Annotated in this window: 7 protein-coding genes; all 7 read right to left on the bottom strand. The window is 71.6% G+C overall.

The window, feature by feature from the left end; translation table 11 throughout:
• Positions 1-255: 255 nt before the first annotated feature.
• The 7 genes from tmk to ACFY16_RS12860 all read right to left on the bottom strand — a co-directional run bounded on the left by tmk (position 256) and on the right by ACFY16_RS12860 (position 14571).
• A complete protein-coding gene (gene tmk / locus ACFY16_RS12890) occupies positions 256-3465 on the bottom strand; it encodes a dTMP kinase (protein ID WP_390647113.1) in 3210 nt (1069 codons plus the stop codon).
• Between the two features lie 190 nt (positions 3466-3655).
• Positions 3656-6514: a type I DNA topoisomerase gene (topA, locus tag ACFY16_RS12885; RefSeq protein ID WP_390647112.1), complete on the bottom strand. Its 2859-nt coding sequence runs from the start codon at positions 6512-6514 to the stop codon at positions 3656-3658.
• A gap of 243 nt (positions 6515-6757) precedes the next feature.
• Positions 6758-6955, bottom strand: a complete 198-nt coding sequence (locus ACFY16_RS12880) for a hypothetical protein (protein WP_390647111.1) — start codon at positions 6953-6955, stop codon at positions 6758-6760.
• Between the two features lie 127 nt (positions 6956-7082).
• Positions 7083-9479 carry a serine/threonine-protein kinase gene (locus ACFY16_RS12875; protein WP_390647110.1) on the bottom strand — a complete coding sequence of 799 codons (2397 nt, stop codon included), beginning with the start codon at positions 9477-9479 and terminating at the stop codon, positions 7083-7085.
• Positions 9480-9659: 180 nt separating this feature from the next.
• Positions 9660-11189 (bottom strand): methyltransferase, encoded by a 1530-nt coding sequence (locus ACFY16_RS12870; RefSeq protein WP_390647109.1) that lies wholly within the window; start codon positions 11187-11189, stop codon positions 9660-9662.
• A gap of 179 nt (positions 11190-11368) precedes the next feature.
• Positions 11369-11971, bottom strand: coding sequence for a small secreted protein (locus ACFY16_RS12865; protein ID WP_390647108.1), 603 nt, complete (start codon positions 11969-11971; stop codon positions 11369-11371).
• Positions 11972-12165: 194 nt separating this feature from the next.
• Complete coding sequence (locus tag ACFY16_RS12860) at positions 12166-14571, bottom strand: sodium-translocating pyrophosphatase (protein WP_390647107.1); 2406 nt, start codon at positions 14569-14571, stop codon at positions 12166-12168.
• Between the last annotated feature and the right edge of the window lie 268 nt (positions 14572-14839).

The raw sequence follows: 14839 nt of genomic DNA, 5'->3' as shown, positions 1-14839 counted from the left end.
CGCCGCCCTTTCGTCACGTTCGCGTCGCGGGATCCGTTTCGCGTTGCACGATCCATTGTGCGGGGAGCCACTGACAACGCAGCCACCGACCGCGCGAGCACGGCCCCCGAGGCGGCGCCGGGCCACCAGAGGGCCCAGGCACCCCAGGGCCCAGGCACCCCGGGACTGAGGCCACCAGAACTCCCGGGGGCCCAAGCGTCCCGAGCAACCCAAGCGACCAGATTCAAACTCAGCCTCAGACTCAGACGACCGAGCTCAACGCCCCCGGCCCCGCCTGCGCCCCGGCTCGTCGCCGTACCCCTCGTCCTCGTCCCCGCGCGGCCCGAGCAGCTCGTCCGCCAGCGTCGGCAGGTCGTCCAGCGGCGTCTCCTCGGCCCAGTCGGACCGGGCCCGCCGCCGCGGCACGCCATCCTCGTCGACCTGCGGCAGCTCCCGCGTACGGTCGTCGGACCGGTCCGCCTGCGATGCTCCCGACGGCCCGGACGGCTCGTCCCGGAAGTATCCGGACGGCACCCGGTCCGCAGGGGCCTCCCCGGGCACGGGAGGCAGCACGGCCGTCTCGTCGGCGGCTCCGGGAGCGACCGCCGGCAGCACCGCGGTCTCGTCGGCCGCGCCCGGCGGCACGGGCGGCGCCGGCGGCTGCGGCAGCTCGGCCGTCACCTCCGAGTCGGAACCTACGGAAGTCTGATCGGCTTCCCCTGTTCCGGGCCCCTGCTCGACCCGCGGCAGCACCGCCGTCTCGTCCACCGGCCCGCCCGACGCGTTCGTCGGCGTCACCACCGGCGTCGGCACGGTCGCCGCGTCCGGCGCCACGCCGGACGCGGCCGACGGTGCCGTGGGCTGCGGCCCCGCCTGCGCGACGGCCGCGGCCTGCTCGGCCGCCCGGCGCGCCTCCTCGGCCCGCAGCAGGGCTTCCTCGGCCTTGCGCTGCTTCTCCAGGCGCCGGGCCTCGGCCTCGGCGTGCAGCCTGGCCTCCTCCTCGGCCTGCTTGCGGCGCCGTTCCTCCTCGGCCCTGCGCCGTGCTTCCTCCTCGGCCCGGACCTTCTCCTCGGCGAGCAGCCGTGCCCGCTCCTCCTCGGCACGCCGGCGCGCTTCCTCGGCCCGCTGCCGGGCCTCCTCCGCCTGACGTTCGGCCTCGCGCCGCTGCGCCTCCTCCAGCTCGCGCCGCTTGCGCTCCTCCTCCTCGGCGCGCAGCCGCTCCAGCTGCTCCTGGCGCTCGCGCTCCAGGCGTTCCTCCTCGGCCTTGCGCGCGGCCTCCTCCTCGGCCTTGCGGCGGGCCTCCTCCGCGGCCGCCTTGCGGGCCTCCTCCGCGGCCTTCACCTCGGCCTCGGACAGCGGCAGCATCTGGTCGAGCCGGTGCCGGACGACCGTCGTCACCGCCTCGGGCGCCTGCGCGGCGTCGACGACCAGGTACCGCCCGGGGTCGGCGGCGGCCAGCGTCAGGAAACCGGACCGCACGCGCGCGTGGAACTCCGCGGGCTCCGACTCCAGCCGGTCCGGCGCCTCCGTGAACCGCTCGCGGGCGGCCTCCGGCGACACGTCCAGCAGCACCGTCAGGTGCGGCACCAGCCCGTTCGTCGCCCAGCGCGAGATCCGCGCGATCTCGGTCGGCGACAGGTCCCGGCCCGCCCCCTGGTACGCCACCGACGAGTCGATGTACCGGTCGGAGATCACCACCGCGCCGCGCTCCAGCGCGGGCCGTACGACGGTGTCGACGTGCTCGGCGCGGTCCGCCGCGTACAGCAGCGCCTCCGCGCGGTGCGACAGCCCGGCCGACGACACGTCCAGCAGGATCGACCGCAGCCGCTTGCCCACGGGCGTGGCTCCGGGCTCGCGCGTGAGGACGACCTCGTGCCCCTTGGCCCTGATCCACTCGGCGAGCGCCTCCGCCTGCGTGGACTTGCCCGCGCCGTCGCCGCCCTCCAGGACGATGAAGAAGCCACCGTCCGCGGGCGCCTGCACCGGGTCGTCGCCGCCGAGCAGCGCGTCCCGCAGGTCGTGCCGCAGCGGTACGCCGGCACGGTCGTCGACCTTCGCGAGCACCAGCGCGGCCACCGGCAGCAGCAGCGCGCCGACCAGCATCAGGGTGAAGGCGGCCCCGCCGTGCGCGAACACGAACTTGCCGTTTTCCAGCCGGTGCGGCCCGATGAGCGCCGCCACCAGCGGGGCGATCAGCGCACCCAGCGCCACGAGGACCCGTACGACCGCGTGCAGGTGCTCGGTCGTACGCGCCCGCCGGTGGTCCTCGGTCTCCTGGTCGAGCAGCGTGTGCCCGGTGTTGGCGGCCACGCCCGCGCCGACGCCGGCCAGCGCGACGATCAGCAGCACGCTGGTGACGTCCGGGACGAGCCCGGCGGCCAGCAGCGCCACGCCGGTGAAGGCGATCGCCAGCGACAGCAGCCGGCGCCGCGAGAGCGTCGGCAGGACGGCCGGGGCGGTGCGGATACCGACCACGACACCGCCGGTCAGCGCCAGCACCAGCAGCCCGTACAGCACGGGGCCGCCGCCCAGGTCCTTGGCGTGCAGCACCGACACGGCGACACCGGCGGCGATCGCACCGGCGATGGCGGCGCAGGCGAGCACCAGCAACGGGATTGCGCCCGTACGACCGGTGTCGACGCCCGTGGCCGTCTTGGGTCGGCGCAGGCCCTCCAGCGGCGACCGCGCGCGCGGGGTGCGCACGTCGGGCAGTTCCAGGAAGGTCAGCACCGACAGGGACGCGGCGAAGAGTCCCGCCGCGAGATACGAACCGAGGGCCGCCTGGTGCTGGGCGAACCAGTCGATCCCGGCGCCCAGCAGGTTGTTGACCAGTGCCGCGGCGGCCAGCGCGGCGGCCGCGAGGGGGATCGCCACGAAGCTCGTACGCAGCGACAGGCGGCGCAGGGCGTCCATGTGGTCCGGCAGCGGTCGTACCGTCGCGCCCTCCGGGGGCGGGGCGGGCAGCAGGGCGGGCGCCGCGCTCTCGCGGCACACCGTCCAGAAGCGCTCGGCGACCCCCGTCACGAACACGGTGACGAGGAGGACCGCGAGTGCGTCGTCGGGCGTCCAGTCGATCCACAGCGGCGCGATGATCAGCAGTGCGGCCCGCAGACCGTCGGCCCCGACCATCGTCCAGCGTCGGTCGAGCGGGCCCTCCTGCGAGGTCAGCGAGGTGAGCGGGCCGAGGAGGACGGCGCCGAAGAGCAGGGTCGCCAGGACGCGCACCCCGAAGACGGCCGCCACCGCGAAGGCCACGCCCCGGTACCCGCCGCCGAAGGAGCCCTCGGCGATCGCCGCCTGAAGGGCCAGGACGACCAGCACCAGGAGCGCGAGGATGTCCCCCACGCCTCCGACGAGTTGGGCGCTCCACAGCCGCTTGAGCTGCGGCTGGCGCAGCAGGGCGCGGACGGCGCGCTCGCGGGAGTCCGCCACCAGGGCGTCGTCCGGGGCCGGGTGGTTGGCCGTTGGCTGCTCGGCTCGCGTCATGCATTCAGCCTATCGGGACCCACCGACAGCCCGAGGCGCACGCCTGGACGTGCGCACGCCCCGACACCAAAGTGATGCCGGGGCGTGCGTTTCGCGAACCTGTGGTGAAGGAACCTGGCCCTCGAAGGGCCGCGGCCCGATCCGTCGTCGGAGAGCCGTGGCCGATCCTCGGGCCTGTGCGGCCTCTTCCTCAGTCCTCCGCGGACGCCTTCGAAGCCGTCGCCTTCTTCGCGGCGGTCGTCTTGGCGGCGGTCTTCTTCGCAGCCGTCGTCTTCTTGGCGGCCGTGGTCTTCTTGGCGGCCGTCTTCGTCGCAGCGGCCTTCTTGGCCGGGGCCTTCTTCGCGGGCGCCTTCTTCGCCGTCTTCTTGGCGGGCCCCTTGGCCCGCTTCTCGGCGAGCAGCTCGAAGCCGCGTTCCGGGGTGATCTCCTCGACGCTGTCGCCGGAGCGCAGGGTCGCGTTGGTCTCCCCGTCGGTGACGTACGGGCCGAAGCGACCGTCCTTGACGACGACGGGCTTCTCGCTGACCGGGTCCACGCCCAGCTCCTTCAGCGGCGGCTTGGCGGCCGCGCGGCCACGCTGCTTGGGCTGGGCGTAGATCGCCTGCGCCTCCTCCAGCGTGATCGTGAAGAGCTGGTCCTCGGACTGCAGCGAGCGCGAGTCCGTGCCCTTCTTCAGGTACGGGCCGTAGCGGCCGTTCTGCGCGGTGATCTCCACGCCGTCCGCGTCCGTGCCGACGACGCGCGGGAGCGACATCAGCTTGAGCGCGTCCTGCAGGGTCACCGTGTCCAGCGACATCGACTTGAAGAGGGAGGCCGTGCGCGGCTTGACCGCGTTCTTGCCGGTCTTCGGGGTGCCCTCGGGGAGCACCTCGGTGACGTACGGGCCGTAGCGGCCGTCCCTGGCGATGATCGGGTGACCCGTCTCCGGGTCGGTGCCCAGCTCGAAGTCGCCGCTCGGCTTGGCGAGCAGTTCCTCCGCGAGTTCGACGGACAGCTCGTCCGGGGCGAGGTCCTCCGGCACGTCGGCGCGCTGGTGGTTCTCGGAGTCCTTCTCGCCGCGCTCGACGTACGGACCGTAGCGCCCGACCCGCAGCACGATGTCGTTGCCCACGGGGAACGACGACACCTCGCGCGCGTCGATCGCGCCCAGGTCGGTCACCAGCTCCTTGAGGCCACCGAGGTGGTCCCCGTCGCCGTTGCCGGCGTCGGCGGCACCGCCCGCGCCGCCCGCGGCGAAGCCGCTGTCGGGCACGGTTTCACCGAAGTAGAAGCGCTTCAGCCACGGCACGGCCTGCGCCTCGCCGCGGGCGATGCGGTCGAGGTCGTCCTCCATCTTGGCGGTGAAGTCGTAGTCGACGAGCCGCCCGAAGTGCTTCTCCAGGAGGTTGACCACGGCGAAGGACAGGAAGGACGGCACGAGTGCCGTGCCCTTCTTGAAGACGTAGCCGCGGTCGAGGATGGTCCCGATGATCGACGCGTACGTGGACGGGCGGCCGATCTCGCGCTCTTCGAGCTCCTTGACCAGGCTGGCCTCGGTGTAGCGGGCCGGGGGCTTGGTGGCGTGCCCGTCGACCGTGATCTCCTCGGCCGTGAGCGCGTCGCCCTCGCCGACCTGCGGCAGGCGGCGCTCGCGGTCGTCGAGCTCGGCGTTCGGGTCGTCGGCGCCCTCGACGTATGCCTTCAGGAAGCCGTGGAAGGTGATCGTCTTGCCGGACGCGCTGAACTCGACGTCCCGGCCGTCGGCGGCGGCGCCGGCGATCTTCACGGTGACGGAGTTGCCCACCGCGTCCTTCATCTGAGAGGCGACGGTCCGCTTCCAGATCAGCTCGTAGAGCTTGAACTGGTCCCCGGTGAGACCGGTCTCGGCGGGAGTACGGAAACGATCACCCGAGGGGCGGATCGCCTCGTGGGCCTCCTGCGCGTTCTTGACCTTCCCGGCGTACGTACGCGGCTGGGCCGGCAGATAGTCGGCGCCGTACAGCTGCGTGACCTGGGCGCGGGCGGCGGTGACCGCGGTGTCGCTCAGCGTCGTGGAGTCCGTACGCATGTACGTGATGTAGCCGTTCTCGTACAGCTTCTGCGCGACCTGCATGGTGGCCTTCGCGCCGAAGCCGAGCTTGCGGCTGGCCTCCTGCTGCAGCGTCGTCGTACGGAACGGGGCGTACGGCGAGCGACGGTACGGCTTGGACTCGACGGAGCGGACGGCGAACCGCGTGTTCTCCAGGGCGGCGGCCAGGGCGCGGGCGTTCGCCTCGTCGAGGTGGAGGATGTTCGCGCTCTTGAGTTGTCCCAGGGAGTCGAAGTCGCGGCCCTGTGCGACCCGCCTGCCGTCGACGGTCTGGAGGCGGGCGACCAGCGACGACGGGTCCGACGCGTCCCCCGCGCGGCCGGTCGCGAAGGTGCCCGTCAGGTCCCAGTACTCGGCGGAACGAAACGCGATGCGCTCGCGTTCCCGCTCCACCACGAGTCGGGTGGCGACGGACTGGACGCGGCCTGCCGACAGGCGCGGCATGACCTTCTTCCACAGGACCGGCGAGACCTCGTAGCCGTAGAGGCGGTCGAGGATGCGGCGGGTCTCCTGGGCGTCGACCATGCGCTGGTTGAGGTCGCGCGGGTTGGCGACGGCCTCGCGGATCGCGTCCTTGGTGATCTCGTGGAAGACCATCCGCTTGACCGGGACCTTGGGCTTCAGGACCTCCAAGAGGTGCCATGCGATGGCCTCGCCCTCGCGGTCCTCATCGGTGGCGAGGAAGAGCTCGTCGGAGTCCTTCAGCAGGTCCTTGAGCTTCTTGACCTGGGCCTTCTTGTCGGCGTTGACGACATAGATCGGCTCGAAGTCGTGTTCGACGTCCACGCCGAGGCGGCGGACCTCGCCGGTGTACTTCTCCGGCACCTCCGCGGCGCCGTTGGGGAGGTCGCGGATGTGCCCGACGCTCGCTTCGACGACGTAGCCGGGGCCGAGATAGCCCTTGATCGTCTTCGCCTTGGCAGGCGACTCGACGATGACGAGTCGGCGGCCGCCCTGTGCGGTCTCGCTGGTCGGGGACAACTTCGCTCTTCTCTCCGGTCGACGCTGGGCCTCCCCAGGCCTTCGTCCCGGGGTCGGGTCATGGTGACGCTGCGGAGTGTGACGGTACATCCCGCCCCCGTGTCAAACGGGAAAAGCCCGCAACGGCCACTCGAACGGTAACCCGACTCCCGCCCTTCCTGCCGCCCGGAGTGTCCACCAGTCCTTTCGGGCCAAACCGGAGCGTGACTTCTTAATTACGGATGCGGGGGTACTGGGCGGCTGTCAGACCCGGGTGAGGCACCATGCGGCGAGGACCAGCGCGACCACTCCCGCGGCGCCGGCGAGGGTCGCCGATGCGACCGGGTTCACATCGTGGGCAACGGGTTCGCGACGCCTGACGCGGGTCGCGGTCCACACCAGCAACCCGGCTCCGAACAGGGCGAACACCGCTCCGGTGAAGATCGCCGGTCCGCTCTCCATGGCTAGCCGCGCCCCTTTTCTGCCGACCGCGAGGGGCCGGCGCCAGGAGACTGGCACGCGCGGGCGGCGTACAGGCAAACCCGAGGTGAACGCGGGGCCGCCGGAGCTGTGGATCTCCCGGCCGGCCTCAGACCGAACCGGGCACGGGTATTTTTCCGGTCGTCTTGGCGTTGTCGGTCCGGCCCACCGTGCACACGACCTTGTTGAATCCGGCGTTCCAGTCGTCCTCGTCCGCCACCCAGCCGAAGACCTTGCGCGCCGTCCCCGGCGCCCAGGTCGACTCGAACTTGTTGCCGCAGAGCTTGGTCGCGTTGTCGACGCCCTTCTTGTAGCTCATTTCGGTGGGAGCCTGAACGCTACCGATCACCTGATCCGTGTGCGGCTTGACGCAGTCGGTGAGCGACGCCTTGTATCCGTCGTCCAGTTCCTCGTAGATCCAGCAGTCGCCCACACTCATCTGACCGATCCACAAATCCGTACCCGCGTCGCGGAAACTGCCCACCTCGCCGCCTATCGCCGCATGGCGGCCGAGTACGAGACATGCCGTACCGCTCTCGGCCGCGGTGAAGCCCTCCTTCGTCGGTACTACGGCGTAGCCGCCCGCGTCCGGCAGCGCGGCGACGACCGTCCGGCTCTGGCTCTCGCAGCGCTTGGCGCCCTGCGCGCGGGCGTCGGCGTAGTCGGTGGCCGTGTCCACCGCGACGACCTGCCCGTCGGGCCAGTCGTCGGCGCAGTCCACCACACCGAGGTTCGGCACCGACTCGAACGGCGTCCCCGACCACACCGCCTTGACGCAGTCCCCGGCCTGCAGCGGCTCGGTGAGCCCCACCACGTCCCCGTAGGGATACACGGGCCCGGTCGGCGACGGTGACTCCTGCGACGCGCTCGCCGAGGGCGACTTCTTCGTGGCCACGCTGTTCTTGCCGCCGCCTCCGTCGTCACCGGTCAGCGAAACGGCCGCCCAGGCGGCGCCGGCCACGACGAGGACGACGGCCACCACGAGCGCGACGATCGCCGCGCGCCTCCTTCCCCCGGGGGACGGCGGGCCCCCGCTCACGGCACCGGCGACGGGCGGCCCGCCGGGGGTTCCGTAGCCGCCGGCCGCGTAGGGCGAAGGACCGGTGCTTCCCGCGTACGTAGGTGTGCTGTTGCCCGAGTAGGGCGGCGGGGTACTACCGCCACCGCCTGCACCTCCGTAGGGCTGCGGGGTGCCTCCGCCACCGCCTCCGTAAGGCGTCGGGGTGCCGCCTCCCGCGTACGGCCCGCCCCCGTACGGGGAACCGCCCGCGGAGCCGCTGCCCTGCGCGTACGGGTTGCCGGAGTCGGCGGCGTGCTGCGGGGCAGGCGGCGGCCAGGCGTCGTACGGCGCCGGAGCGGGCGTCCCGCCGGGCGTGGCCGGACCGCCACCGCCGGGACCGCCGCCTCCCGGGGTGCCCGGACCGCCCGCCACGGGAATCGCGGGGCCGCCCGGCGGGGTATGCGGTGTGGGAGGCGTGGCCGGCGTCGGAGGGGTGCCCGGACTCTGCGGGATGCCCGGGGTCTGCGGAGTACCCGGCGCCGGGCCGAATCCCGGCGGCGGCGGACCGAAGCCCGCCTGCGCGGGTCCCGCTCCCCAGCCGGACGCCGCCCCGGCTCCCGGGCCCGCGACGGCTCCCGCGCCCTGCACCACCCGCTCCAGCCCTCGTGCCACCGCCTCCGGCGCCGACCGCCGCACCGAATCCTTGACCAGCAACCCGTGGAGCACCGGTGCCAGTTCACCGGCCCGCGCCGGTGGTGTCGGCTCTTCGCCGAGCAGGGCCGTCAGGGTCGCGTACTCGCCGTGGCGGTCGAAGGGGCCGCGGCCCTCGACGGCGGCGTACAGGGTGGCGCCCAGCGAGAACAGGTCGGCGGCCGGGGTGGGCGGCTCGCCGCGCGCCCGCTCCGGGGCGAGGTAGCCGGGCGTGCCGAGGATGCCGGCGGTGGAGGTCAGCCGGGGCTCACGGGACTCGGGCTGGAGTGCGATGCCGTAGTCGGTGAGCAGCACGCGCGCGTAGGCGTCGCCCGAAGCGTCCGGCGCCAGAAGGATGTTGGCCGGTTTCACATCCCGGTGGAGGATGCCGATGCGGTGCCCGGCGGTGAGCGCGTCGAGGACGGCGAGTCCGACACGGGCCACCTGTACGGGCGGCAGCGGTCCCGACCTTCGGACCACCGCCTGAAGGTCGACCGCGTCCGGCACGTACTCCATGACGATCCAGGGCAGGCCGTCGTGCACCACCACGTCGTGCACCGTCGCCACGTGCGGATGGCCGCGCAGCCGCGCCGCGTGCCGGGCCTCGCTGCGGGCCCGGGCGATGCGCTGCGCGGGCTCGGCCGCGTCCATCGGCACGTCCGGAAACGCGATCTCCTTCATCGCGACGTCGCAGGCCAACTCCTCGTCGTACGCCCGCCAGACGCGGCCCATGCCGCCCGCGCCCAGCGTCCGCAGCAGCCGGTACCGGCCGTTGATGATCCTGCCTTCGCCCTGATCCGGCGTCTCCCCCGCCATCACGCCTCCCCCGGGACAGCGCGCCTCCCCCGAGAACGCGTGGACCTGTCCCTCGAAGGTAGCTTCGCACCTGCCACTGACAGGAGACCTTTTCCGGATCAATCCCGCCAGACCGGACACAGGGGCCTCAGGAGCGCGGGCCCGCCCCAGGTGTGACGCCCGTACGGGCCTCGTACCGTGTCACTGCGCCGGCTCGAGGAACCCCTGCTCCACCAGCAGCCGGATCTGCGCGGGCGTGCGGTCGCGCAACGACACCGGGTCTTCGCCGACCAGTTGGGCAATGGCGTCGAGGATACGACCGGCGCTCAGCGAACCGTCGCACACGCCCGCGAAGCCCGCGCCGACCGTGTCCACCTTGGTGGCCCGACGCATGCCGCGGTGCTGGCGCAGCACGACATGCTCCGGGTCCTCGGCGCCGGGCAGTCCGACCTGCTCCTGGACGATCTCGGCAGCGAGCCTGAAGTGGCCCGCGAGCAGGGCCGCGTCGTCGTGCTCCCGCAGGTAGTCGAGGCGGGCGAAGTGCTCCCGGACCGTGTCGCCGAGCGGCTGTTCGACCGGGTGCGGCCACTCCTCCACAGTGATCGAGGGCTCGCCGGCCGCCGTCCTGCGCAGCGTGATCCAGCCGAAGCCGACGGCCCTCACCTTGCGCGCCTCGAACTCGTCCAGCCACGCGTCGTACCGTGCCTGGTACTCGACCGGGTCACCCCGGTGGTCGCCCGCGTCCCTGAGCCACAGCTCGGCGTACTGCGTGACGTCCTGCACCTCGCGCTGCACGATCCAGGCATCGCACCCGCGGGGCACCCACGACCTGAGCCTGTCCTGCCAGTCCTCCCCTTCCATGTGCTGCCAATTGGCGAGGAACTGCGCGAACCCGCCCTCGTTCAGCCGCTCCCCCGCCTGCTGAACGAGCGTGCGGCACAGATCGTCCCCGCCCATCCCGCCGTCGCGGTACGTCAGCCGGGCGCCCGGTGAGATCACGAACGGCGGGTTCGACACGATCAGGTCGTACGTCTCGTCGTCCCGCACCGGCTCGAAGAGTGAGCCCTCGCGAAGGTCGGCGGCCGGCGCGCCGGACAGCGCGAGGGTGAGGGCGGTGATGTGCAGTGCGCGCGGGTTGAGGTCGGTCGCCGTCACGCGTGTGGCGTGCTGGGCGGCGTGCAACGCCTGGATCCCGGAACCGGTGCCGAGGTCGAGGGCGGAGGAGACGGGCGTACGGACGGTGATGCCTGCGAGGGTCGTGGAGGCACCGCCGACGCCGAGGACGACACGCTCGTCCTGGCTGCCGATACCGCCGGCGCCGCCGACGGCGCACCCCAGGTCGGACACGATGAACCAGTCCTCGCCACCGGGCCCGCCGTACGGCCGTACGTCCACGGTCGCGGCGACGTCGTCCCCGGCGTCTTCGCCGGCGCGCACCAGCCAGCCGCTCTCCAGGCACGCGTCGACGGGCAGAACGCCCGCCACGCGCGTGTGCGGCACGGGCTGCTGCAGCAGGAACAGCCGGACGAGCGTCTCCAGCGGCGTGTCCCCGCGGGTCGCCCGGAGCGCGGGGACGGTCTCGCTGCGCGCCAGCGCCGCGTACGCGGGGGCGCCGAGCAGTTCGAGCAGCCCGTCGGCGGTGAAGGAGGCGCCGAGCAGGGCGTCGCGCAGCCGGGCGGTGGCGTCGGGGCGGTCGGCGGAGGGCAGGGGGCTGAGGGTGGAATTGCTCACGCCCCCATTGTGTCCGCTCGGACCGACATCGCGATCGCGCCCACTCGCCCCGCACCGCGCGTACACGGCCGAAGCCCTTGTACGCGCGGGCGGAAAACCCCGCTGGCACAGCCGGAAGCCCCCGCTACGCGCGCGTAGCGGGGGCTTCCGGGGTCGTGCGGGGCGGACGGCGGGCCGGGTCAGCTCGCCGTGGCCGGCGCCGAGGAGGCCGCGGACTTGCAGCTCGCCTGCTCGCCCATCGCCTTGCCGACGTCGCCCTCCTCGAGGGTCTTGAGGGCGCCGTTCCCGGTCTTGCTCAGCTTGTCGAGCTCGGTGGCGACGTCCTTCAGACCGTCCGCGAACTTGGCCTGGTCCTTCGTGTCGAGCGCGTCCACCTGCTTCTTCAGCGAGGCGTACGACGACGCGAGGTCGTTGAGCTCCTTGACCGCGTCCTGCTGCTTCTGCTCGGCGTTCTTGGCGTCCCCGGTGTCCGGCGCACCCGCCTTGTCGACGGCCGCCCCGATCGCCTTGTAGGCGTCCGACATGTCCTGGAAGGCCTGGGAGTCGGTCTTCTGGACGTCCTCCGGCGCACTGCTGTCCGAGGTCTGCTTCTGGATGGCGGTGTTGGCGGCCTCGATCTTCTTGGCCTGCGGCTGTACGGAGTCGCAGACCTCCTTGGCCCAGGCGGTCAGCTTCTCGCTGCTGCCGTCGTCACTGCTGCATCCCGACAGCGCCATTGCCAGTACCGCACCGCCGGACAGCGCGGCCGCGAGCTTCTTGTTCACCGGATTGGTCCCTTCCATGGCTCTCGGCCCCGGAACATACACGCCACGTGGCCGAGAAACACGCGACGAATGCCCCTTAAGGGAGTCATTGAAGCCATTTGCACCAAGTGAGAGAAGGCTCACGAGGAGGGGCGCGAACGCGCACAGGGCGGGCGGCGACGCGTCGATGCGCGCCACCGCCCGCCCTGTGAGCTGGGCCTCGTCGGGACCGCCTACGAAACCACCGCAGGATCAGCCGACTTGGACACCCGTTCGGCGTTGTCTTCGTCACCCACGGCGATGCCTCGCCGCTTGGAGACGTACACCGCGACCACGATCACCAGGAGCGAGACGACCGCGATCAGGATCCGTACGCCGAGATTCTTGTCGTCGCCGTAGGAGAACTTGATGACAGCGGGCGCGATCAGCAGCGCCACCAGGTTCATGACCTTCAGCAGCGGGTTGATCGCGGGACCGGCGGTGTCCTTGAAGGGGTCGCCGACCGTGTCGCCGATCACCGTGGCCGAGTGGGCCTCGCTGCCCTTGCCGCCATGGTGGCCGTCCTCGACCAGCTTCTTGGCGTTGTCCCAGGCGCCACCGGAGTTGGCGAGGAACACCGCCATCAGCGTGCCCGCCCCGATCGCACCCGCGAGATACGCCCCGAGCGGGCCGATGCCGAGCGTGAAGCCGATGAAGATCGGCGCCATGACCGCCAGCAGACCGGGCGTGGCGAGCTCGCGCAAGGCGTCCTTGGTGCAGATGTCGACGACCTTGCCGTACTCCGGGGTCTCCGTGTAGTCCATGATCCCGGGCTTCTCGCGGAACTGTCGCCGGACCTCGAACACCACGGACCCCGCCGACCGCGACACCGCGTTGATCGCCAGCCCCGAGAAGAGGAAGACGACCGCCGCGCCCGCGATGAGGCCGACGAGGTTGTTGGGCTGCGAGATGTCCATCATCAGACTCATCGGCGCGCCCTGCCCGGTGAGCTTCTCGCCCACGTCCTGCGCGCCCGTGGTGATCGCGTCGCGGTACGACCCGAAGAGCGCCGACGCCGCCAGGACGGCGGTGGCGATGGCGATGCCCTTGGTGATGGCCTTGGTGGTGTTGCCCACCGCGTCCAGGTTGGTGAGCACCTGCGCGCCCGCGCCCTGGACGTCACCGGACATCTCGGCGATGCCCTGAGCGTTGTCGGAGACGGGCCCGAAGGTGTCCATCGCGACGATCACACCGACCGTGGTGAGCAGTCCGGTGCCGGCCAGCGCCACCGCGAACAGCGCCAGCATGATCGACGTGCCGCCGAGCAGGAATGCCCCGTACACGCCGAGGCCGATCAGCAGGGCGGTGTAGACGGCCGACTCCAGGCCGACGGAGATGCCGGCCAGGACGACGGTGGCCGGGCCGGTCAGCGAGGTCTTGCCGATGTCCCTGACCGGGCGCCGGGTGGTCTCGGTGAAGTAGCCGGTCAGCTGCTGGATGACGGCGGCGAGCAGGATGCCGATCGCCACCGCGACGAGGGCGAGGATCCGAGGATCGCCGCCTTTGCCCTTGATCGCCGCGTCGGTGACACCGTCGAGGCCGGCGTACGACGACGGCAGATAGACGAAGACCGCGAGCGCGACCAGCGCGAGCGAGATCACCGCGGAGACGAAGAAGCCCCGGTTGATCGCGGACATGCCGCTGCGGTCGCTGCGGCGCGGGGCCACGGCGAAGATGCCGATCATGGCGGTGAGGACACCGATCGCCGGCACGAGCAGCGGGAAGGCGAGGCCGGAGTCGCCGAAGGCCGCCTTGCCGAGGATCAGCGCGGCGACCAGGGTCACGGCGTACGACTCGAAGAGGTCGGCCGCCATGCCCGCGCAGTCGCCGACGTTGTCGCCCACGTTGTCGGCGATGGTCGCGGCATTGCGCGGGTCGTCCTCCGGAATGCCCTTCTCGACCTTGCCGACCAGGTCGGCGCCGACGTCGGCGGCCTTGGTGAAGATGCCGCCGCCGACACGCATGAACATGGCGATCAGGGCGGCCCCGAGGCCGAAGCCCTCGAGCACCTTCGGCGCGTCGGCCGCGTACACCAGCACCACGCAGGAGGCGCCCAGCAGACCGAGCCCCACCGTGAACATGCCGACGACGCCGCCCGTACGGAAAGCGATCTTCATGGCTTTGTGCGAGACGGTGGTGAGATCCTTTTCCGGCTCGCCCTCCGCCGGGGTCGCTTCCCGAGCCGCGGCGGCGACGCGCACATTGCTGCGTACCGCGAGCCACATGCCGATATAACCGGTGGCCGCCGAGAACCCGGCGCCGATCAGGAAGAAGATCGATCGGCCGGCGCGCTGATTCCAGTCGTCCGCGGGCAACAGCATGAGCAGGAAGAACACGACCACGGCGAATACGCCGAGCGTGCGCAACTGCCGGGCCAGATAGGCGTTGGCGCCTTCCTGGACCGCCGCCGCGATCTTCTTCATGCTGTCGGTGCCCTCGCCCGCGGCGAGCACCTGGCGCAACAGGATGCCCGCGACCACGAGCGCCGCCAGCGCCACGACGCCGATGACCGTCACGAGGATGCGGTTGTCGTCGGTCAGTACTGCGGCTGCGAAGGTTGTGGGGTGATCGAACTGCTGAGGGGTAGAAAGCCCCGCCATTCGTCCTCCTTGACGCTTGGGCTGAGCTCAAGATGTGGACGGATTCTAGGTACCGGAACCTGATCAAAACAGTGCGCGGTAAATGGAATTGGCCTTCACTTGCTCTTCAGCAAATGATCGAGGTCATGCCATCGAACCCGAACGAGGTAACGCCCCAAAACCATTGACGCCCACATTGGCACTTGATCAAATTATCCCGCGATTGATCGTGAATTCCTTCACGAATTCCCGCATACGGGTGAGGCAAACACGAAGGGCCCTGCTGAGC

The sequence above is a fragment of the Streptomyces sp. NPDC001315 genome (genome assembly GCF_042896175.1).
GTDB lineage: Bacteria > Actinomycetota > Actinomycetes > Streptomycetales > Streptomycetaceae > Streptomyces.
The sequence above is the reverse complement of the archived record's forward strand: the minus strand, read 5'-3'. Positions and strand labels throughout refer to the sequence as shown.